The sequence below is a fragment of the Hymenobacter mucosus genome (assembly GCF_900188255.1).
GTDB lineage: Bacteria > Bacteroidota > Bacteroidia > Cytophagales > Hymenobacteraceae > Hymenobacter > Hymenobacter mucosus.
In genome coordinates this window covers 12,317-33,395 of sequence record NZ_FZNS01000013.1, presented here as the reverse complement: position 1 = coordinate 33,395, position 21,079 = coordinate 12,317, and the positions used below count along the sequence as shown (strand labels likewise).

The window sequence follows — 21,079 nt, the reverse complement described above, 5'->3', positions numbered from 1 at the left end:
ACACTAGATATTACTGAATGCAACCCTTAGGGGAACAGAAGACTCCTATACACAAAACAACCATATCCACTCTTTGCACTACCCGCTACCGTTATGAAACTATCGAAAGCAGTACTTGGCGCCCTCCTGGTTAGTATAGCTCTTCAAGCTACCAGCTGTTCCAAAAGTGATGCGCCCAGCCCCAAGGAGGAGAAAGAAGGTACTGCTCCATCCAAGCCAGAGCCCTGCCTGCTGTAAAAAGCAGGCACCGAATTCTACAGTAGGTAGTGCTTCGGCTTCCTGATGCTGAAACGCCCGGTGCATTTGCACTGGGCGTTTCAATGTTAGCCCGGTATGCGCCCGTTTTACCTGTGCAAACCTAGGTAGCAGAAGGCGTAGCTGAGAACATCCAATTGCAGAGCTTACCGCTTTTGCTCCTACCAAAGCAGTTACACCGGAGGGAGCTAGCGGCAGGGCTGCCGATTATTTAGCCCCCGGAGCTTCTAGTAGTCCTTCGTCGTTGATACTCCAGGCGGTAGTGCCCGCGGCACTAATGGTAGCCGTAAACTGCTTGGCCGTAGCCATGAGTTGGAGCTGATTGGCTCGGGCTTCAATAGTAGGTTGGGGCTCTATGCCTAGGTCGTTTAATGTAGTTGCGTACCGGCCCGTTTTCTCGTGGTAGCGCTGCTGCCGGTAGTACACCAGCCATAAGTAGCGCTTTTGCTTTTCACCGTAGGGCAGTTGGAATGTGGTAGCGGGGATGCGCGAAAACTGCAAGTACCCCCAACGCTCGGGGTAGTGCATGTTAATCACGCCCTGCGGCGACCATACCCAGTTGTGCTCGGGCAAGTTGGTGCCCTTGGCATCTGTAAGCTTATCATTTCGGCCATCCACAGGCCACGTATCCCATTCTACTCGTGAGAAGTTGATGCGCCATAGCGCGCCCTCCTTGGGTTGCTGCCAAGGGTAGCCCATGCGCAAAGACTGCAAGGGAATGGCCATTTCTACGGTCCAGCCGGTGTCCGTGTCCTGGGAGTGGTTTAGGGTGCCTTGCACCTGCACGCCGGAGCGCAGGCCAGCAGCGTCCCAGCTCACCAAGGCGTCGCCCCTGTTCCGGTAGGGCTTGGGCAGAAACAACTCGAACGTTTTGTTCAGGGCATTTACTTCAATCTCGAAATACTGGTGGGTATTGTTATCGGGGTCAATGAAGACCTCGAAGTCGTTGTCCTTGAAGATGATGTCGTCGTGGTGGGTTTGCGTGGCCCATACCTGCGGCTCTTGCAAGGTAGCCGCAACAAACAGCGTCGAATCGTTCCACAGCATCTTCACCTTGGTTGACCAAGTTGGGCGCGGCTTTCGGTTGCCTTCAATATCGACGAACTCGGTTGTCCAAGCAGCTTGCTGCCACGCACTTTCCTGCAGGTTGCCGTCCATAGTCAGCGCCTGCGTGGTATGCTGCACCACGTAGCCCTGGGGCGTCGTGAACAGCTCTTCCAAGCCCTGAAAAGCCTTTTGCGCTTGGGCTGGCCCAGTGAGTAGCAGCAGTAGCGCCAGACTAGCCCAGCTTTTGCTACCCCAGGCAAGCGGCCCAACCACCCCAACACGGTCAGGGCGTGGCGAGGGCAAGGTAGCGGCTCTTGGCAACTTCTTGCCTTCCAGGCATTGACCATACCAGCCTACGCAGGGCCGCCGTACTGAACTACGTAAGGAAACTTGCATGCGGGCAAGTTACAGGCTCACGCCTAAAGCACTCTATGTAGGACGAGAAATGAGATGATCAGATAGTAGTACATCTAGGGTTCAAGTCAGGTAACCGTTCGTGTAGCTCACCTTAATAATCTACTGCTTTTACAAATCATTGCTGATTTAGTAACACTAGTAATATAGTGTTATGCGAATAACATTCTACCCTATTTGTAGCCTTAGATGGCGTTTTATGAGTTTTTATCATCATACTGCCTTACAAGGAAGGGCAACAAAATCGGGCTGCAAAGCATGCTTTCTAGGGCACGAGTAGCCTACTGGCAAGGAGCATCATCAGGGTTCAACAACACCGATGCGCGTTGCAAAAAGAGCTTTCCTTCATAACGTCTTCATCTCGAGGTGAGTGTTTTGTGCCACTAAGCATCCAACACCAACCATGCAGCGCGGCACTTCCTTTGGCTTTTGCCATCCTCCCCCAGGCCACACCAGGTCTTTCTGTTGGCCGTCCGGAGGCAGCCGCGGCATCCTCAAACTCGGCGGTCAAGCATGCAAGAACACCGAATAGGCTGCTTCGCCCCGCCACAGAACATCGGGGTTACGCTTTACCAGCCCTCCTACTGCCAACGGGCTAACCAGCCAAAAACGAAGCCCCCACCACGACTTGGCTTACGCTTTCATTGCACCGCTGAACCAAGCCAACGTGCTCCGGTGCTCACGCCAAACAACATTTTCTAGGATCACCAATCCCCAGTCATGGTATATAAGGTTTTTATGAACAGAGTATTTCTGCTCGTGCTAATGAGCTGCAGCAGCTTGTACTGCTTAACAGGCTGCTCAGAAAAAAAGAAGGAAAAAGAAGAGAAGGTCAAGCTTTTGGTGACCAGCCCCCTGGCCAAGGACACGACAATTACCAAAGAGTACGTGGCCCAGATTCACTCCATTCAGCACATTGAGCTACGGGCGCTGGAAAAGGGCTACCTCCAAAAGATTTTCGTGGACGAGGGGCAGACAGTGCGGCAAGGTCAGGTCATGTTCCAGATTACCCCCCTGATCTACCAGGCCGAGCTGAAAAAGTCACAGGCCGAGGCCAACTACGTGGGGCTGGAGTACCAGAACACTAAGAAGCTGGCCGATAACAATGTAGTATCAAAAAGTGAGCTGGCGCTGGCCCAGGCCAAGTTTGATAAAGCCAATGCCGAAGTTGGCTTGGCCCAAACCCACTTGCAGTTCACCACCATCAAAGCGCCTTTCACGGGCATCATGGACCACTTTCAGGCCCGACTGGGCAGCTTGGTGGATGAAGGCGACTTGCTGACCACGCTTTCCGACAACAGCAAGATGTGGGTGTACTTCAACGTGCCCGAAGCCGAGTACCTGGCCTACAAAGCCCACGCCCAGGCCAACAACCAGGAGGTACAGCTGCTGATGGCCAACAACGAGGTGTTTAACCAGCCCGGCGTGGTGCAAACCATTGAGGCCGACTTCAACAACGAAACCGGCAACATTGCCTTCCGGGCTACTTTCCCGAACCCCAAAGGCCTACTACGCAATGGTGAAACGGGTAGCATCCTCATGTCGGTGCCGCTTAAGCACGCCCTCATTATCCCGCAGAAAGCCACGTTTGAGGTGCTCGAAAAGAAGTTCGTGTACGTGGTAGACGACAAGAAGCAGGTGCACCAGAAGGAAATTACGGTGGCCTCGGAAATGCCCGACCTCTACGTGGTGTCCAGCGGCCTGGCCAGCACCGATAAAATCCTGCTGGAAGGCATCCGAAAAGTAAAGGACGGCGACAAAATCAGGTACTCCTACCAAGAGCCGAAGTCGGTTGTCGCCCACCTGAAAACCTACTCTGAATAAAGCTATTCGCTGTGAACTGCTGGCTGTTAGCGCGTGATGTTGCTAACGGCTAACAGCTAACAGCTAGTAGCCAACAGCTAATATCCATGTTCAGTAGATTCCTTCGCCGCCCCGTGTTTGCCATCGTTATATCGGTGGTAATCCTATTCCTGGGTATTCTGGCTATTAAGACCCTTCCGAACTCGCAGTTCCCGGAGATTTCGCCGCCAATGGTAATGGTAAGCACGGCGTATCCGGGCGCCAGCGCCAAGGTGCTCACCGAGTCGGTGCTCATTCCGCTGGAGCAGGCCATCAACGGCGTACCCGGCATGAAGTACATGACTTCCGACGCCGTTTCGGCCGGGGAAGCCAACATTCAGATTGTGTTCAACTTGGGCACCGACCCCGAGCAGGCAGTAGTAAACGTAAACACCCGTATTGCGCAGATTCTGAACCGCTTGCCGGTGCTGGTGCAGCGCGAAGGCGTGGTAGTAAACCGCGTGGTGCCGAACATGCTGATGTATGTGAACCTCTACAGCAAGGACAAGAATACCGACATGCGGTACTTGTTCAACTACGCCGGGGTGAACATGCTGCCCGAAATTCAGCGCATCGATGGTATTGGCCGGGCCAGCATTCTGGGTAGCCGCCAGTACGCCATGCGCGTGTGGCTGAAGCCGGACCGGATGCGGGCCTACAACCTTTCCGTGGACGACGTGATGGAGGCCCTCAATGACCAGAGCGTAATTGGCTCACCCGGCCGTATTGGCCGCTCCGACGGTAAAGAAGCCTCGGCGCTGGAATACGTGCTGACCTACAAGGGCCGCTTCAACGACGTGGAGGAGTATAAGAACGTGATTATCAAGGCCAACTCCAATGGCGAAACGCTACGCCTCAAAGACGTAGCCAACGTGGAGCTGGGCTCGGAATTTTACGACATCTACTCCAACCTCGATGGCTACCCTTCGGCGGCCATCATGCTGAAGCAGACCTACGGCTCGAACGCCAGTGACGTAATCAAAAGCGTTAAATCCAAGCTGGAGGAACTGAAGAAGACTATGCCGCCCGGCATGGACTACAAAATCAGTTACGACGTATCGAGCTTCCTCGACGCCTCCACCGAAAACGTAATCCACACCCTGCGCGACGCCTTTATTCTGGTGGCCTTGGTGGTGTTCCTGTTCCTCGGTGACTGGCGCTCCACGCTCATCCCAATTATTGCGGTGCCGGTGTCGTTGGTGGGTGCGTTCATTGCCATGCAGGCTTTCGGCATGACCATCAACATGATAACGCTCTTTGCCTTGGTACTGGCTATCGGTATCGTGGTCGATGACGCCATTGTGGTGGTGGAAGCCGTGCACGCCAAGATGGAAGAAAAGCACCTTTCGCCCTACGGCGCGGTGCGCGAGGTAGTAGGCGAAATCAGCGGCGCCATCATTGCCATTACCATTCTGATGACGGCAGTATTCGTGCCGGTGGCTTTCATGAGCGGCCCGGTGGGTATTTTCTACCGCCAGTTCTCGATTACGATGGCCTCGTCTATCGTCATTTCCGGTATCGTGGCCCTGACCTTGACGCCGGTGCTGTGCGCCATGATTCTGAAGAACAACCACGGCCAGCCCCGCAAGAAAACGCCTATCAACCGCTTCATCGACTGGTTTAACCGCGGCTTCGAGCGCCTAACCGGCCGCTACACCAACATCCTGGAGAAGGTAGTGGACCGCCGCGTACTCACCTTCCTGATTCTGGCTGGTTTCGGGGTGGGCATCTTCGGTATTTCCTCCACGCTGCCATCGGGCTTCATTCCGGCCGAAGACCAGGGCATGCTCTACGCCATTATTCAAACGCCGCCCGGCTCCACGCTGGAACGCACCAATGCCCTTTCGCAACAGCTCTCGAAGCTAGCCGAGAAGGTGCCTGGTATCGAAAGTGTTTCGTCGCTGGCTGGTTATGAGGTGCTTACCGAAGGCCGTGGCTCCAACGCCGGTACGCTGCTCATCAGCCTCAAGCCCTGGGAAGAGCGCAAAGAGTCGGTGCACGAAATTGTGGAAAGCCTGGAGAAGAAAGCGCAGGAGATTCCCGGCGCGACCATCGAATTCTTCGAGCCGCCAGCAGTACCGGGCTACGGCGCCGCAGGTGGTTTCCAGCTCCAATTGCTCGACAAAACCAGTACCGGCGACTACAAAGCCCTGGAAAAAGTGAACGAGGACTTCATGGCCGAGCTAAAAAAGCGCAAAGAGCTAGCCGGCCTGTTCACGTTCTTCTCGGCCAACTATCCGCAGTACGAATTGCAGATCGACAACCAGCTGGCCATGCAGAAAGGCGTGAGCATCGGCAACGCCATGAACACGCTGAGCGTGATGGTAGGCTCCACCTACGAGCTGGGTTTCATCAAGTATCAACGCTTCTTCAAGGTGTTCGTGCAGGCCTCGCCCGAGTACCGCCGCCTGCCCAAGGACATCCTGGATTTGTGGGTGAAAAACGACAAGGGCGAAATGGTGCCGCTGTCGGCCTTCATGAAGATTGTGAAGGGCCAGGGCGCCAACGAAATCAACCGCTACAACATGTACCCTACGGCCTCCATCCGCGGCGACGCGGCGCCCGGCTTCAGCTCGGGTGAGGCCATCAAGGCGGTGCAGGAAGTAGCCGCCAAAACCCTGCCCCGCGGCTACGACATCGACTGGGGCGGCCTCTCGAAAGACGAGGTGAGCCGCGGAAACGAAGCCATTTACATCTTCCTGGTGGTGCTGGCCTTCGTGTACCTGGTGCTGGCCGCGCAGTATGAAAGCTTCCTGCTGCCGCTGGCCGTTATTTTCTCGCTGCCGGCCGGGGTGTTCGGCTCCTTCCTACTGATTAAAACCATGGGCCTGGCCAACAACATCTATGCGCAGGTAGGCCTGGTCATGCTGGTGGGTTTGCTGGGTAAGAACGCCGTGCTGATTGTGGAATTTGCGGTGCAGAAGCACGAGGAAGGTATGTCGGTGCGCGACGCGGCCATTGAAGGGGCGAAGGTGCGTTTCCGCCCGATTCTGATGACGTCCTTCGCCTTTATTGCTGGCTTGATTCCGCTGGTAATAGCCCACGGTGCCGGTGCTATTGGCAACCGCACCATCGGTACTTCGGCCCTCGGGGGCATGCTGTTCGGTACCATTTTCGGGGTCGTGCTGGTCCCTGGCTTGTACTACATCTTCGGTACGCTGTCGGAGGGCCGCAAGCTGATTGGGGACGAAAACGAACACCCGCTGTCGGAGTTCGAGCCGCACGTTTTAGTTGAAGAAATAGAAGCTCATGCTTAAGAAACGCATTTATCAGTGCCTCAGCGCCGCCAGCTTAATGCTGGCGGTTGCGGGGTGCGCTACCCCCAGACTGGCGGAGAAAGCCGTGAACCGCACCGTGCCGGCCAGCTATAGCAACGACCAAGGCACCAACGCACCGGGCGCTACCGCTGCGACCCAAACGCAGTGGAAGGAGTTTTTTACTGACCCCAACCTGACGGCCCTGATTGACACGGCCCTGCGTAACAACCAGGAGCTGAACATTGCCTTACAGGAAATTCAGATTGCCCGCAACGAAGTCCAAATCCGCAAAGGCGAGTACCTTCCCTTTGTAGGACTAGGTGCCAAGGCCGAAGCTGAGCGCCCAGGCCGGTACACCTTGCGGGGGGCTACGGAAGAGGAAATCAACATCCAACCCGAAAAGCGCAACCCCGACCCGTTGGCCAACTACCAGATTGGTGCCTTCGCCAGCTGGGAGGTAGATATTTGGCACAAGCTGCGCAACGCCCGCAAATCGGCGGCGTTACGCTACCTGGCTACTGTGGAGGGCCGGAACTTCACGGTGACCAACCTGATTGCCGAAATTGCCAACTCCTACTATGAGCTGCTGGCCCTCGACAATCAGCTAACCATTGTGCGGCAGAACATTGAAATTCAAACCAATGCCCTGAAGCTGGTACGGCTCCAGAAGGAATCGGCCAGAGTGACGGAGCTGGCAGTGCAGCGCTTTGAGGCCCAGGTGCATAACACGCGCAGCTTGCAGTACAACATTCAGCAGCGCATTGTAGAAACGGAAAACCGCATCAATTTTCTGGTGGGCCGCTATCCGCAGCCCATCACCCGCAACGATGCTTCGTTCAACGACTTGGTGCCGACGACCATTCAGGCAGGCATTCCTGCACAGCTACTGCAAAACCGCCCCGATATCCGGCAGGCGGAGCAGCAATTGGCAGCCGCTAAGCTAGACGTGCAGGTAGCGCGGGCCAACTTTTACCCGGCGTTGCGCATTACGGGGTCGGCTGGATTTGAAGCGTTCAAGCCGGGTTTGCTCTTTACTACGCCCGAATCTATGCTGTACTCCCTGGCGGGTGATTTGGTGGCGCCCTTGGTCAACCGCAACGGGATAAAAGCCGTGTACGGCAGCGCCAACGCTGTGCAAACCCAGGCTGCCTACCAGTATGAGCGGACCATCTTGAACGCCTACGTGGAGGTAGCCAACCAGCTTGCCAACATCAGCAACCTGGAAAAAAGCTACAACGAGAAAGCCCTGGAAGTGCAGGCCCTGAACCAGTCTACCACGATTTCTAACAGCCTGTTCAGCTCGGCCCGCGCCGACTACACCGAGGTGCTGTTCACCCAGCGCGACGCCCTGGAATCGAAGTTCGACCTGATCGAAACCAAAACCCAGCAGCTAAATGCCATGGTCAATGTGTACCGGGCTTTGGGTGGTGGCTGGCAGTAGGTAGTCGGGTAATAGCCTAGAAACAAGCGTACCCGCTGCCCTACCAGGGTAGGGTTTACCAGTTAGGCGCGCTACCCAAAACCTGACCCTGGGTTAACTACTCGCAAAAGAGCGTCTGCTGATATCCGGCAGGCGCTCTTTTGGTAGTGAGCGTGGGCACTAACCTCCGCGCCGGGTTGTGCAGGAAACAAATACCACCCGGTTGCGGCGGCTTTTTCTGCTTGAAAACAGATGTAGGGACGTTGGCACGAAGAAAAGCGGGTAGTGGCCTCGGCAGAATAGCGTAATTTCTAGAATAGCAGTTGAGCTCTATGCTACTGATGCCGTACCGGTCCATTGCTAGTCCTGCTTCTCCTATCTACTGTCTGATAATTGCTTACTGCGTAAAAAATAAGCTACTGATCAGCTACCACGAGAAGCTGGCACTTGGTTACGTTATATAAAAATACAGCTCAGCAGTGCTGTTTCAGGCTTTCATTACTTTATAATAATATTTATATTATTTTTAACTATTATGATATATAACAGCATATTAATCAGTTACTTTACTCCGCATCCTATACTCCATTTAGCTAACCTAGTATGGCTATTTCTACTGCTTCCCTAGACCCATCCGCTCGGATTGCCATCATTGGTGGGGGCATCAGTGGTATGGTCGCTGCCAAGACCTTAAGCGAGTTAGGGTATCATAACAATTACGTTTTTGAGGCGCAAAGCGAACTGGGAGGCAACTCCAGTACCCAAGCCGTGCAGCTAGGAGCCGACACGCGTTGGGCCGATATGGGCGTGAACGATTACAACACGAAGACCTATCTGAATATTTACCGCCTCATTTGTGAGCTGGGCGCCGTGACTGCCCCGCTTGATGACACGACTAGCTACTCGAATAGCGACGGCACCGTGAGCTACACCGTGGATGGGCTACCCAATACCAGCCTACCCTACCCCGATATGAGTCCAGAGGCCTACCAGCAGTTTCAGCAGGATATTGAGTTTTTCTGGACCAGTGTGTACTACGTGGCCAATGACCCCTTCTTTGAGCAAAAGACGGTGGCCGACTACCTCGCCCAGCCGTACAACCCCAACAATCCGCAGCCCAGGCCATACAACTACGGTCCCGATTTTGGGGCCTACTACCTGTTGCCCCGAGTGAATGGCATGTACTTCGCGCCCACTGCTGGCCCGCAAAACATGCCCATTGTCCTGGTGACGCACTATTACGTGCTACAAGAAGGCTTCAACCAGTACGGCTCCCCCAACCCCGACCGGCGCTACTTTGTGGGTGGTACCCGCCAGCTGGTGGACCGCATTCAGGACTGGCTGCTGAATGACTACGACCTATATGCCACCGACCGCAACTCTGATGAGCAACAGGGACTAGGCAAGTTCATGTTGGGGGAGCAAGTAACGGTCAGCGGCGGCGGGCCTGCGGGCTACCACGTAAACTGGACTAGCGCAACCTCCGGGGCTACAAATACGGTAGGGCCATTTGCCAGCGTCATTTTGGCGGTGCATGCCGATGCAGCCTACCAGTGTCTTAGCCAGCTTAACAGCCAAGACCAGCCCAACTTGCCGGCGGTGCTGCAAAACCTGAGTGGCTACCAATACGAGGCCTGCACGGCCTACATCCACACCGATGCGCGCGTGCTGCCGGCCGATGTGAATGCCTGGCGCTCCTTCAACATTCATATTTACGAGTACCCCGGCGCTTACCCCTATTCCACTCCCTACACCATTTCCTACCTGGAGAATCGGCACCAGAACGACGCGCTAAACCTTAGCTACCGCCTCGAACCGTATTCGCCCCAGTTTTTTACCACGCTCAACCCACCCGTTGACCTGCTACCCCGCTACATATTACAAAGCCCCACGGGCCAGCCAGCCATCAAAACGTTTTACCACAACGTGGCAACGATGGATACCATCGGGCTGCAGCGCGAACTAGCTCAGCTGCAAGAAGCGGGGGCGCTGAACGGCATTTATTTTACGGGGGGCTACACCTTGGGGGTGGGGCTGCACGAAGAGTGCTGGATTTCGGCCAATCATGCGGCCCGGCGAGCCGTGGGCATCTCCGTGCCTGCCACCCACGCAACGTACGGCTCGGCCCACCCCGATAAAGACGCCCCCACCGACCACGCTCCCCACTACCTACGCCATGCCTTGCGCGCCCGCTGAGTTCGGCACTCACCTGGGCTACTCGTTTTCTCACGCTTGCCTTTTACCTCCTATACCATGGATTTAGCTACCGATACGTTGCCCAACGGTGTCAACCTCGCCAACATTGGCTCCTTGATTGATGCCATTACTACCTCCCCGGCCTTGGCCGATGTCGTCTTCAAAGCCCGCTCTCAGTGGCAAGGCGGCACCCGCACGGAAGTAACCGTGGACGAGGTGCACTCCAACAATGCCAACATCAGCTCCCCCGACCGGCAGTTCAAGCTATACGTTGACGAACCGCCTTACCTGGGCGGCAACGACTCGGCCCCCAACCCGGTTGAAACAGTAGCGGCGGGCCTCTGCGGCTGCCTCACGGCCGGTATTGCGTCAAATGCCGCCTTGTTTGGTACCGAGCTAGAGAAAATTCAGGTAGAGGTAGACGTGCGCTTTGACGTGCATGGCGTGCTGGGCCTCAACAAGGCAGCGCCCAACGGAGCCATTGGCCTGCACTATAAGGTGACGCTTAAGGCCAAAGACCCGTTGCTGGCTGACAAGCTCATTCGGTCAAAGGAAACGATTGACCGCAAGTCGCCGGTGAAGCAGACCCTGGAGCTGCCCCTGCACATCACCACCGAAGTTGTGATTGAACAATAACCTCATGGGCCGATAGCCTCAACGGGTGCTAGCTTGTCCCTCTTGAGCTATTGGCTGCTTTCCTCTTTGGCTATGCCTACGCACACGGGCAGCGGATTTAGTGAGTGTACCGACTCGTTTCAGGCGGGTGCCGAGGCCGCAGCGGCAGCCTTGGCGCAGGCGGGCGTATCTGCCTGTGCGCTAGCTATTCTAATGACCACCTCCCGCCACAATCCCCATCAGTTTTTGGCGGGGGTGCGCGCCGTGCTGGGCCCGCAAACGCAGGTGCTAGGCAGCTACGCCGTGGGCGTCATCACCAATACCTGCCTGGGCTACGACGGCTACCAGTGCGGGGTAGCCGTCGTAGCCTCCGATACTATTCGGGTCAACCTATTTTTAGAAGAGCACTTAGCCAACAACGAGTACGCCTGCGGGCATGCTCTGGCTCAGCAGGTGCTAGGCCAAGCATACGATAGCCCGCCCAACCTGCTCTTTTTCTATGATTCGGTTAACCGAACTACGGGGCGCTTCCGCATGAACATGGGCACCCCGCTACTGGCCGGCATGAGCGACGCCTTGGGGGGCCAGTGGCCGGCCGCCGCCGGAGCCGGCACCATGGGCGACATGCAGTTTCGGGAGTCGTTTCAGTGGTTTAATGACCGCATCCTCAGCTGTTCAGCCACGGCCCTGGTGCTTTCGGGCGGTGGAGTAAGGCTGCATCAGGTAATCATGCACGGCTGCCGCCCCGCCTCCGCCTACCACACCGTCACGAAAGCTGAGGGGCCAATTATTCTGGAAATTGACCACCGCCCGGCCACCGAACTACTGGCCGATCTGGTGGGCGGAGATTCAGGGTTGACGTTTGAAGACTACGGCTGGTTTATCACGCTGGGCGTGAACAAAGGCGACAAATGGGGGCCATTTCGGGAGCAGGACTATGCCAACCGTATGTGCGTGGGCGTAGACCGGAAGCGCAATGCCCTGGTGATGGTGGAGCCGGACTTGGTGGAAGGCTCGGAGATTCAGCTAATGCGCCGGGCCTTCGATTTTGAGTATATCTACACCGAAACCCGCAACCTACTTGCCGCCATTGCTGCCGATGGCCGCCGCCCCTTGCTTGCCTTTTACATTGACTGCGCCGGCCGCGCCGGGGCCTACTCCGGCAACGACCAGGAAGAAGCCCGCGAGGTACAGAAAGCCTTGGGCACCATCCCCTTGTTGGGCTTTTACTCCGGGGTAGAAATTGCCCAGCTGCCGTCCGGCAACGTGGTACCTCTCGACTGGACGGGCGTACTCTGCATCTGGAGCGAGGTCGTCTAGTCAATGCACCATCTTACGTGCTAGCCCTTAGCGTATGGAAACAGCTGACAACGAACTACCTATCACCCCGCCAACTAGTGTTGATGAGTTGCAGCGGGCCCTGGCCTACTACCAGCGGCGGGTAGATGAGCTGGGCGGCGCCAACGTACAGGCCGATGCGGTTATCTCGGCGGTGAAGTCGGACCTGCGGGTTAAAAATGACGGCTTCAATTTGCTGGCGGAACTACAGGAGTCCATCGACGCGCAGATGCCCATAGAGGAAATGATTGACAAGACCTTGGTGGGCATCAATCTGCGCCTGCGCATGGACCGCTCCCTGTTCCTGGTCCGGGCCACCAATGACGGCCACTTTGTTCCCCGCTTTGGGCTAGGCTTTGATGCAAACCTGACTCAGGGCTTTCCAACTCTGCTTTTCGACTTTTCCGCGGTATTGACGGGTAAGGACAGTTACTTGTTGGTCAACAAGGCTACTGCCATCACCCCGCTGATTGAACACCTGCGTGAGCACCTAGAAACCCCGTTCTTCGTGGCGCTACCTGTAGTTATTGGCCGGGAGATGGTAGGGGTGCTCCTGGCCGGGCGGTACAAGGAAATCAAGCCATTCGCGCCGCCAGTCAGCCAATCGGAAGCCACCATTATGCGGGCTATTGCCGGGCTAGTTTCGGTGTCCTGGGCCAATGCCAACCACTTCCTCATTCTGGACCAGCAGGTGCAGCAGCGCACCAGCGAGTTACAGAACTCCCTTACGGAGCTACGCCGCACCCAAACCCAACTTATTCAGCAGGAAAAGATGGCTAGCCTGGGTGAGCTAATGGCCGGTATTGCCCACGAGCTTCAGAACCCGCTAAACTTCGTCAACAACTTCTCGGAGCTGAGCACCGAGCTACTGACCGAAATTCAAGAAGCGCAGGAAGCCGGCCACTTGGAGGAGGCCACAATGCTAGCCACTGATTTGGCCCAGAACCTAAGCAAGATTCATCAGTACGGGCAACGGGCGGCGGGCATTGTGCATGGCATGCTGAAGCACAGCCGTACCAGCACCGGGCAGCGACGAGCCATTGACCTCAATCCCCTGGTAGATGAAACCTTACGCTTGGCCTATCACAGCTTACAAACCAAGCACCGCAGCTTCTCGGCGGTGCTCAAAGCAGAGCTAGCCCCAAACCTGGGTGCGGTAGTTGTGGTGCCGCAGGATATTAGTAGGGTGCTCGTCAACTTGTTCGCCAATGCCTTTTACGCCGTGCACCAGCGGCAGCAGAGCGGCGAACAGGGCTATGTACCCACGGTGCGGGTACTCACCACGCAAGTCGGCAACGAAGTAGTAGTACAGGTGCACGACAATGGCCCCGGCATTGCAGAAGCCGTGAAAGCCAAAATCTTCCAGCCTTTTTTTACTACCAAGCCTCCTGGCGAGGGCACGGGCCTAGGTTTGTCTTTGAGCTATGACATCGTAACGCAAGGCCATGGTGGGGTACTTACCGTAGAAAGCCAGCAGGGAGAGGGGGCTACTTTTTGCTTGGTTCTGCCAATGGCTCCTTCGGGTGCCGTTGAGTAGTCAGGTACCCCGTCATATGTAGCCGCCACAACACCTACTACACTACTTACCCAACCCTCGTTTCTGGACTAACTACGCTTGTCTTCTCTTTGGGTGAGTGCTATACTTGAAGCTTTTTAGATCCCCCTCGTATATGCACCACATAGTTTATGTCAGCTCGGCAACGGTGCCGATGCCGGAAGCAGAGTTAGAAGCCTATCTACAGCGCTGGCGCGCCAATAATGAACGGGATAATATTACGGGGGTGCTACTTTACAGCCAGCATGAGCAGCGCTTTATGCAGCTCGTGGAAGGACAGGAAGAGGACTTGCACCGCTTGTTAGAGCTGATTGAGAAAGACCAACGGCATCACAACTTGCTGAAGCTCTCCGACGGACCAATTCCGGCGCGGGCCTTCCGCTCTTGGCTGATGGGCTTCAAAGTCCTGGACACGGCTATCTTCAATCAGCTTACGGGCTACATTGATCCGGAGAGCAAGGCGTATCAGCAGGCCCTGCAAGGCAGCCAGGACGAGCTCATCCACAGCTTGCTAGCTCATTTTCCTTCCGAGCAATCACCAGAACTATCCTGAATTGACGCCGGTACTGCCAGTATGCTCAGGTACGGGCCTTGAGACGCATAACGCAGTTTGCCTCCCCAAGTCTTGGAAAGCACCAAAACCAGGGGAGGCAAACGGTATTCAGCGGGCAGCTTTTCTTACTGGAAGCTCTTTTTCAGCTCCGATGCGGCCAGGCTTTGAGCATCCTTGGCTTCGGGTACCACGGTTGCCATACCAAAGAATTCGTGGGTTACACCCTCGTATACCTTCGTCGTTACCGACACGCCAGCGCTCCTCAGCTTAGTAGCGTACTCCTGCCCTTCGCTTTGCAAGGGGTCAATTTCAGCATTGATAACCGTAGCCGGCGGCAAACCCTGCAGGTTGGTTGAGTTCACCAGCGAAATCAGCGGGTTCGTGCCATCCCCAGGCGACATCAGATACTTGTCGAAAAACCACTCCATGAGGGGCTTACTCAGGGGCTTTGCGGCGGCGTACTGCGTGTAGGAAGGCGTGTTCATGTCGTAGCGCGCAATTGGGTACACCAGCAGCTGATGCACGGGCAGCGGCACACTGGCCGTTTTAGCCATCATGCACACGGCAGCGGCCAAATTGCCGCCGGCGCTTTCGCCGGCCACGGCAATGCGCTGCGCGTTAATTTTTAAGGTAGTCGCATTGTCGCGCACCCAGCGGTAGGCGGCAAAGGCATCGTTATGGGCCGTGGGAAACTTAAACTCAGGCGCTTTCCGGTACTGTACCGATACCACAACCGCCCCAGTCTGCTCGGAGAGGGCACGCGCGGAGGGGTCGTACGTATTTAGGTTGGCAATAACCCAGCCCCCACCTTGGTAATAGACGATGCCCGGCATGGTAGCGGTGGCATTTTTAGGCGTGTAGATGCGCACTCGAATAGTGCCCCCGGCAACAGGGATGCGCTGCCCCGTGGTGTCTACCATGGGGGTAGGCGCAGGAATGCGGAAGTTTTTCATGACGGCCATGGCCGCATCCGTAGCCGAAGGCGCCAGCCGGGCCTGCTGGGGCGTGAGCGTATTAAGCGCTACGCCTTTCGACAAGCTATCCAGCGCCTCAATGACCGTTTGCATTTCGGGCTTGATGGTGGGGCCCCACGCTGGTTTTGGCCCCTTGGGGCGGATTCCGGTGGTAGGAGATGAGTTGTCATCGTCGTCGCAGGCAGTAAAGGACAGCGCCAGAAGCAAAGCTAGGCTATGCAGTATGGGGCGGCTGGGTAAACGAAAAAGGGGAGTGCGGGTGGTTTTCATAGCTCAATGAGTATCACGAACAAGTTTCGAAGTACCCGGGCATACGGCTCCCAGCCCAAAGTAAATAGCAAGTGGGACCAGATGGCCTATTTCTGGGACGAGCTGCCCGAAACGCAACACACTTTTGCGCAAGCATAACGCTGCTTCAAGGTCTCACCGCTCCACAGTTAAAGCTATTACCGCGCGAAACCTTGCAGAAACCGCTGCACCGTCTCGCTGTAGCTGCGGGAGGAAGTCAGGTGCGTATCATCGAGCAGGGTAATGAGGTACTCTCCGTGCGCCCAAGGCCGCAGTTCCTTGATGAAGGTACAGTTCACGATAAGGGAACGGTGGATGCGCAGAAACTTGCCCGGCACAAGTTGGCGCTCCAGGTGGTTTAGCGTGGAGCGCAGGGAGTGCTCCTGCCCTGCCGTGTGCAACGTGACGTAGTTGCCCTGCGCTTCCAGGTACTGCACTTGCTCGGCGGCCACGAAGTAGAGGCGTCCATTGTTTTTGATCAAAAACTGTTCGGGTCTCGCTACTTCTAGTGCCGTATCAGGTGAGGGCCGCGGCAGGGCAACCTCACGTGCCAACGTTTGTAGCTGCTGGTAGAGCTGGAGGGAAGTGCGCTGCTGTACCAACTCGCGCACGTGAGCCAAGCAGCGGCCAAATCGGTCCGGATCGATAGGCTTGAGCAAGTAATCTACTGCATGCGCCTCAAAGGCTTGTAGCGTGTACCGGTCATAAGCCGTTACGAACACGATGAGTGGTAGGCCCTGCGCCGGCAGGTGTTGTAGCACCTGCAAGCCGCTCAGGTCTGGCATCTGCACATCCAAGAACACTAGGTCGAGGGGAAAGGCTGGATCAGTGAGCCGCGCCAGAGCTTCCGTGCCATTGCGGCACTCGCCCACCAGAGCACAATCTGGTGCTAGCTCCAGCAACTGGGCAATTCGCCGCCGCGCGAGGGGTTCATCATCCACAATCAGAGTACGAATACGCTCCACAGAATCTAGTTGAAGGCTGAATTAGGCGTGAGGAACAAAAGGAAACTCGATGCGCACGGCGTAGCCCTGCTGGGGCGCCGTATGAATGGCCAGCGAACAGCGCGACCCGTAGAGGGCACGCAGGCGCTCTTCGCTATTGCGCAAGCCAACGCCCCGGGAATCTGCCTGAGCCGTGCCGCGCCCATTGTCGCGCACTTGCAGTACAAGCTGCCCCTGCTGCCGGTCTGCCTGAATGTGAATGGCAGCCCCTTCTTCGGCCGTCAGCCCATGTTTTACTGCATTTTCTATGAGCGGCTGTAGCAGCAGGTTGGGAACGAGGGCGGGAAGCGTATCAGGAGCTAGCTGGTAGGTGATGGTGAGCCGATCTGAGAATCGAATCTGCTCCATTTCTAAGTAGAGCTCGGCAAAGTGAAGCTCCTGGGCCAGGGTTACTTGGTGCTCGTCGGTGTTATCGAGCACCAGGCGTAAAAACTCGCCTAGCTTGGCCGTCATGCGCTGGGCCGTTCGGGGCTCATCGTCGATGAGGGTAGCAATGGAGTTCAGTGTATTGAAGAGGAAATGGGGTTGCAGCTGCATTTTCAGGGCCTGCAACTGCGCCTGGACGAGCTGCATTTCCAGGTGCGCCGCATCGAGGGTGCGGCGCTCGTAGCGCGCATAAAATTCCAGGGCGTACGCCACGCACAGCAGCATCCAGTACGCCGGAAGCCAGATGTTAATGCCCGACAGGATGGTAGTCCAGGTCAGCATAAGGTTGGGGGCCCCGCTTACTACAAGCACACTCAGGTACAGAGCGCGGAACAGCACGGTAAGCACTACGCTGGCGCCGGCGTGCACCAGGGCAGATGCCACCCACCCGCGCCGACCGGCCGTTAGGTCGAAGCGCGTAGCCAACCAAAAGATGCCGGGTGTAAACAACAGCCAGATCAGCCCATACAGCAAGGGCCCAAGTACGGCTGTGCGCCAGGGTACAGGACGGGCACCAGGAAGCGCTTGTGCGTACACCACTACTACCATGAAAGCGGTGAATAACCCCCAGGCCAGGGCAACACGCAACCAATTAATTCTTTCCAGCTTGAGCATAGGATCTGGCCCTAATGGGCCTCTTCCCAACGGAAACGCGGCGCCACGGGTTGGGTAAGGTCCAGGTCAGCACCAGCCGCAGGTAGCGCTTGCCGGCGGCGGCTATATTCCCCCATTGTCCCGGCCGGTTGTGCCTCTCAGGTTGAGCGCTAGCGACCATGCTACTGGGCAAGGGTAGGCTAGGGCGCTACCGGCGAATGAAGCTTGCAAACAACCCGGGCGGATGTACCAACTACGAGGCTGTAGGGCTCAACGTCTTTGGTAACCACACTGCCTGCTCCTACCACGGGGTTTACCCCAATCTTCACGCCCAGTAGCATTACTGCGCCGGTTCCAATCACGCAGTTGTGGCCGATTGCGCAGTTTAAGTTGATAAGAACGCCTTCTTCCAGAGTAATATCGGCGGTAAGTACGGTGCCCGTCATAATGGTGCCGCCTACCCCCAGCGCAAAAGATGTGTCAGTACACCATCAGTCGCGCCTGCGCCGACCTACCGGCCCTAGTGGTCTCTCCCTGGCTCTACGCCCACAAGTTCGTTCTCGATCAGGACGCCTCCTTGCTGGGCCTCCTAGATCAAGCCAACTACTTTAATCCTGAGCCTTGGTCGGCATCCTAAACACTATGCTTAGAGTATGCCTACTGCCTAGGCATCTCGGTCAACCAACCCTTTTTTTACTGAGGTTCCTACTAAGGCTCGTACCTGCCCATTGTGTTTAACCCTGTGGGCCAAGCTCATTGTAACCTTCCACAGATCAGGCAGTAGGAATACGTATTCTTTCTTCTTCGCACTTCCATCACTCCTTCTGTATGAGCACTACGCCGCAACCCGACGACGAACTTCAAAGCACGACCAATGCGGCCCAGTTGGGCCCCGATCAGGGCCCAGTAACTACGCCGGAAAATGACCCGCGTGATATGTCTACGGTACTCGCAAACCCCGAAAGCGGAGAGGGACCGGATACGTCCCGTTCTTCGGAAGCAGCCGAAACTGGCGCGGGCAGCCCAACCATGCAGCGCGGGTCGGAGTTTGATGAGCAGCGGCGGGAGGGTGCCGTAGGAACCGGTGACAATTCTGCCGCAGTAGGGCCTGGTGAAGGCATGGGGCGCGCGGGATTTAATGGGGATGAAGACCGGGGCTACGACCAAAGCGGCCACCGGGGCGGCCTCGGGAGCAGCGGGGGCCGAGAAGATCTAACCGACCGCAACTTGGACACCGCTCAGAACCCATTTATTGGTGGCTACAGCGGCGGAACCACCTCAACGCCCGATGATGCTATCCGCCAGCGCATTGGCATGAACAGCCACAACCCCACTGACGATTCGGCCGCACAGGACAGTAGTAATTCTGCAAACACTTAAGCACGCACCCCATAAAATAAAGGCGGCTCTACTGACAACTACCTTGCTTCAATTGTCAGTAGAGCCGCCTTATTTGCTTTAGCTCAACCATACAATGCAACTATATTGGTAATATTATATTCTTAATTTGTATTAAAATATGATTATTGTATTTTATATATTAAGTCGGTTAAGTTTAAGCTTGCTTAACAACTTAACAAGCCTATGGACAAGCCTTCTACCCCCCAGAAACTACAGGCCCACGAAAAGGGAGCAGTATACGTTACCATTTGTCTGACTCAAGTATTAGTGGCCGTGCTGTACACGATGTTTGGTTAATCAGGTTGGATCATTGCGCAATGCTCCGCTTAATACCACAAGTAGATTTGAAGTAGGCTGCTGCATATACAAGAGGTAGCGCCTATTCTGCAAGGATATATCATTTCCAAGGCCCCTGTTTTCAGCTATGCCAAGTTGCAGCTGAAAACAGGGGCCTTGCGTGTAGTAGGGCGCATTGCCGGAAGTGTACAGGAACTCATGAGTTGTTCTGGGCTTGCTCTCGGCAGCTACCCGCCTTGCTACTATAAAGTGCGCACACGCCGCGCCTTAGGATACTCTTTTTTAACTCTATGGTGACCGTTGCGTAGAAACATAACGATAGAGAAGCGTCCGTTCGGCGCCTGCTTCAGGCGCTGGTACCCTAGTAGAGACCCGCCGACATTAGCTAGCAGTCTGGCCTGTTTGCTTCTCTTATGTTATTTCACTTGCAGCGAACGATATGGCCCCGCACCCACAGAAAAGTGCCCGCAAACACCTGCGGGATATCGTCGTTATTGGGGCCTCGGCCGGTGGCGTGATGGCCCTATTAGAACTGGTCAGGATGTTGCCGGCCGACTTTCCAGCTTCTATTCTGGTAGTGCAGCACTTGGCTGCCGACTCGCCGAGTATGCTGCCGCAGCTACTCAGCCACGCGTCTTCCTTGCCCGCCGTCCACCCTCGCAACGGAGAAACCATCGCGCCCGGTACCATTTACGTTGCCCCTCCCAACCACCACTTACTCCTTGAGGATGACACAGTACTGGTAACTAAGGGCCCCAAAGAAAACCGCTTCCGCCCCTCCATTGATGCGCTGTTTCGCTCGGCGGCCTACGAATATGGCTCCCGCGTTATTGGGGTAGTACTCACCGGCTACCTCGATGATGGCACCTCCGGACTGTGGTCTATTCAGCGCCTGGGCGGCGTAACGGTCGTGCAGGACCCGCTCGACGCCGTGACGCCTGCTATGCCTCAAAATGCGCTGGAGTACGTGGCGGCCGATCATGTGGTGCCGCTGGCAGAGCTAGGGGCCTTATTAGTGAAGCTGACAATGGAACCAGTCGCCGGTACTCCTCGCCTATCGGCACCAGAGCAAGACCTACTGGGCTTGGAAATTCAGATTGCGAAGGTGGACAACGCGTTTGAAATGGGCATCATCGACCGGGGAGAGCCAACCCAGTTTACCTGCCCCGACTGCCACGGGGTAATGACCCAACTAGTGGAAGGCCAACTCATTCGCTACCGTTGCCATACCGGCCACGCCTACACCCTCAATTCTTTGCTATCGGAAGTTACCCAGTCGGTAGAAAACCTGCTGTACCAGTCCATGCGCGGTTTAGAAGAAACCAAACTGTTGCTGCAACGCCTAGGAGAGCGATTTACGGTAGAAAAGCAGCCCCACGTTGCCCAAGTGTTCTTTCGCAAGTCGGAGCAAATTGGCAAACAGGCCCGTGTGATTCACAAGTCCATTCTAAAGCACGAGGCGCTCAGCGGCGACTTACAATTTGAACGTAAGAAAACAGACTGACTGCCCTGTACAGCGTGAGTTACCCCCGATGGCACGAACAATTACTGGCCCTACCCCAAGGAAAAGGTTTGGGCAAGGAAGTATGGGTAGCGGTACGTA

At 56.0% G+C, this 21,079-nt stretch carries 17 protein-coding genes; 12 read left to right on the top strand and 5 right to left on the bottom strand.

Features of this window, described 5'->3' with window-relative positions; genetic code table 11:
* Positions 1 to 93: 93 nt before the first annotated feature.
* Entirely contained in the window at positions 94 to 237 is a 144-nt protein-coding gene (locus CHB83_RS24470; RefSeq protein WP_449404520.1) for a chryseobasin-related MNIO class RiPP peptide, read from the top strand.
* A gap of 225 nt (positions 238 to 462) precedes the next feature.
* On the opposite strand, the gene CHB83_RS20535 is transcribed toward CHB83_RS24470, so the two are convergent.
* On the bottom strand, positions 463 to 1,698 hold the full coding sequence (locus CHB83_RS20535) for a carbohydrate-binding family 9-like protein (RefSeq protein ID WP_089334054.1): 1,236 nt from the start codon (positions 1,696 to 1,698) through the stop codon (positions 463 to 465).
* A gap of 756 nt (positions 1,699 to 2,454) precedes the next feature.
* Here CHB83_RS20535 and CHB83_RS20530 point away from each other — a divergent pair.
* The 8 genes from CHB83_RS20530 (at position 2,455) to CHB83_RS20495 (ending at position 14,492) form a co-directional block, all read left to right on the top strand.
* Positions 2,455 to 3,540 (top strand): efflux RND transporter periplasmic adaptor subunit, encoded by a 1,086-nt coding sequence (locus CHB83_RS20530; protein WP_089334099.1) that lies wholly within the window; start codon positions 2,455 to 2,457, stop codon positions 3,538 to 3,540.
* 86 nt (positions 3,541 to 3,626) lie between these two features.
* Entirely contained in the window at positions 3,627 to 6,815 is a 3,189-nt protein-coding gene (locus CHB83_RS20525) for an efflux RND transporter permease subunit (protein ID WP_089334053.1), read from the top strand.
* Positions 6,808 to 8,256 (top strand): TolC family protein, encoded by a 1,449-nt coding sequence (locus CHB83_RS20520; RefSeq protein WP_089334052.1) that lies wholly within the window; start codon positions 6,808 to 6,810, stop codon positions 8,254 to 8,256. The genes CHB83_RS20525 and CHB83_RS20520 overlap by 8 nt, the downstream gene beginning before the upstream one ends.
* 582 nt (positions 8,257 to 8,838) lie before the next feature.
* Entirely contained in the window at positions 8,839 to 10,431 is a 1,593-nt protein-coding gene (locus CHB83_RS20515) for an FAD-dependent oxidoreductase (RefSeq protein ID WP_089334051.1), read from the top strand.
* Between the two features lie 57 nt (positions 10,432 to 10,488).
* Positions 10,489 to 11,067 (top strand): OsmC family protein, encoded by a 579-nt coding sequence (locus tag CHB83_RS20510; protein ID WP_045690737.1) that lies wholly within the window; start codon positions 10,489 to 10,491, stop codon positions 11,065 to 11,067.
* A 72-nt stretch (positions 11,068 to 11,139) separates the two neighbouring features.
* Positions 11,140 to 12,366, top strand: coding sequence for an FIST signal transduction protein (locus CHB83_RS20505; RefSeq protein WP_089334050.1), 1,227 nt, complete (start codon positions 11,140 to 11,142; stop codon positions 12,364 to 12,366).
* Positions 12,367 to 12,400: 34 nt separating this feature from the next.
* Positions 12,401 to 13,921 (top strand): sensor histidine kinase, encoded by a 1,521-nt coding sequence (locus tag CHB83_RS20500; protein ID WP_245855397.1) that lies wholly within the window; start codon positions 12,401 to 12,403, stop codon positions 13,919 to 13,921.
* 133 nt (positions 13,922 to 14,054) lie between these two features.
* On the top strand, positions 14,055 to 14,492 hold the full coding sequence (locus CHB83_RS20495; protein ID WP_089334049.1) for a BLUF domain-containing protein: 438 nt from the start codon (positions 14,055 to 14,057) through the stop codon (positions 14,490 to 14,492).
* 125 nt (positions 14,493 to 14,617) lie between these two features.
* Here the strand turns inward: CHB83_RS20495 and CHB83_RS20490 are convergent, their stop codons facing one another.
* From CHB83_RS20490 to CHB83_RS20475, 4 genes are all read right to left on the bottom strand, one after another.
* Positions 14,618 to 15,736, bottom strand: a complete 1,119-nt coding sequence (locus CHB83_RS20490; RefSeq protein WP_089334048.1) for an alpha/beta hydrolase — start codon at positions 15,734 to 15,736, stop codon at positions 14,618 to 14,620.
* Between the two features lie 176 nt (positions 15,737 to 15,912).
* Positions 15,913 to 16,719, bottom strand: a complete 807-nt coding sequence (locus CHB83_RS20485; RefSeq protein WP_089334047.1) for a LytR/AlgR family response regulator transcription factor — start codon at positions 16,717 to 16,719, stop codon at positions 15,913 to 15,915.
* A gap of 21 nt (positions 16,720 to 16,740) precedes the next feature.
* Complete coding sequence (locus CHB83_RS20480) at positions 16,741 to 17,799, bottom strand: sensor histidine kinase (RefSeq protein ID WP_089334046.1); 1,059 nt, start codon at positions 17,797 to 17,799, stop codon at positions 16,741 to 16,743.
* A 179-nt stretch (positions 17,800 to 17,978) separates the two neighbouring features.
* Positions 17,979 to 18,224, bottom strand: coding sequence for a DapH/DapD/GlmU-related protein (locus CHB83_RS20475; RefSeq protein WP_055562828.1), 246 nt, complete (start codon positions 18,222 to 18,224; stop codon positions 17,979 to 17,981).
* 29 nt (positions 18,225 to 18,253) lie between these two features.
* Here CHB83_RS20475 and CHB83_RS23935 point away from each other — a divergent pair, with 29 nt between their 5' ends.
* From CHB83_RS23935 to CHB83_RS20465, 3 genes are all read left to right on the top strand, one after another.
* A complete protein-coding gene (locus tag CHB83_RS23935) occupies positions 18,254 to 18,415 on the top strand; it encodes a hypothetical protein (protein ID WP_179225587.1) in 162 nt (53 codons plus the stop codon).
* Positions 18,416 to 18,606: 191 nt separating this feature from the next.
* The gene (locus tag CHB83_RS20470; protein ID WP_089334045.1) at positions 18,607 to 19,158 is read left to right on the top strand and encodes a hypothetical protein; all 552 of its coding nucleotides are present in this window, start codon (positions 18,607 to 18,609) and stop codon (positions 19,156 to 19,158) included.
* Between the two features lie 757 nt (positions 19,159 to 19,915).
* Positions 19,916 to 20,980, top strand: a complete 1,065-nt coding sequence (locus CHB83_RS20465) for a chemotaxis protein CheB (protein WP_089334044.1) — start codon at positions 19,916 to 19,918, stop codon at positions 20,978 to 20,980.
* The last annotated feature ends 99 nt before the right edge of the window (positions 20,981 to 21,079 follow it).

Bases quoted from the DNA above. Each gene is read 5' to 3' on its own strand.
- CHB83_RS24470 (WP_449404520.1), top strand. From the start codon at position 94: ATGAAACTATCGAAAGCAGTACTTGGCGCCCTCCTGGTTAGTATAGCT.
- CHB83_RS20535 (WP_089334054.1), bottom strand. From the start codon at position 1,698: ATGCAAGTTTCCTTACGTAGTTCAGTACGGCGGCCCTGCGTAGGCTGG.
- CHB83_RS20530 (WP_089334099.1), top strand. From the start codon at position 2,455: ATGAACAGAGTATTTCTGCTCGTGCTAATGAGCTGCAGCAGCTTGTAC.
- CHB83_RS20525 (WP_089334053.1), top strand. From the start codon at position 3,627: ATGTTCAGTAGATTCCTTCGCCGCCCCGTGTTTGCCATCGTTATATCG.
- CHB83_RS20520 (WP_089334052.1), top strand. From the start codon at position 6,808: ATGCTTAAGAAACGCATTTATCAGTGCCTCAGCGCCGCCAGCTTAATG.
- CHB83_RS20515 (WP_089334051.1), top strand. From the start codon at position 8,839: ATGGCTATTTCTACTGCTTCCCTAGACCCATCCGCTCGGATTGCCATC.
- CHB83_RS20510 (WP_045690737.1), top strand. From the start codon at position 10,489: ATGGATTTAGCTACCGATACGTTGCCCAACGGTGTCAACCTCGCCAAC.
- CHB83_RS20505 (WP_089334050.1), top strand. From the start codon at position 11,140: ATGCCTACGCACACGGGCAGCGGATTTAGTGAGTGTACCGACTCGTTT.
- CHB83_RS20500 (WP_245855397.1), top strand. From the start codon at position 12,401: ATGGAAACAGCTGACAACGAACTACCTATCACCCCGCCAACTAGTGTT.
- CHB83_RS20495 (WP_089334049.1), top strand. From the start codon at position 14,055: ATGCACCACATAGTTTATGTCAGCTCGGCAACGGTGCCGATGCCGGAA.
- CHB83_RS20490 (WP_089334048.1), bottom strand. From the start codon at position 15,736: ATGAAAACCACCCGCACTCCCCTTTTTCGTTTACCCAGCCGCCCCATA.
- CHB83_RS20480 (WP_089334046.1), bottom strand. From the start codon at position 17,799: ATGCTCAAGCTGGAAAGAATTAATTGGTTGCGTGTTGCCCTGGCCTGG.
- CHB83_RS20475 (WP_055562828.1), bottom strand. From the start codon at position 18,224: ATGACGGGCACCGTACTTACCGCCGATATTACTCTGGAAGAAGGCGTT.
- CHB83_RS23935 (WP_179225587.1), top strand. From the start codon at position 18,254: ATGTGTCAGTACACCATCAGTCGCGCCTGCGCCGACCTACCGGCCCTA.
- CHB83_RS20470 (WP_089334045.1), top strand. From the start codon at position 18,607: ATGAGCACTACGCCGCAACCCGACGACGAACTTCAAAGCACGACCAAT.
- CHB83_RS20465 (WP_089334044.1), top strand. From the start codon at position 19,916: ATGGCCCCGCACCCACAGAAAAGTGCCCGCAAACACCTGCGGGATATC.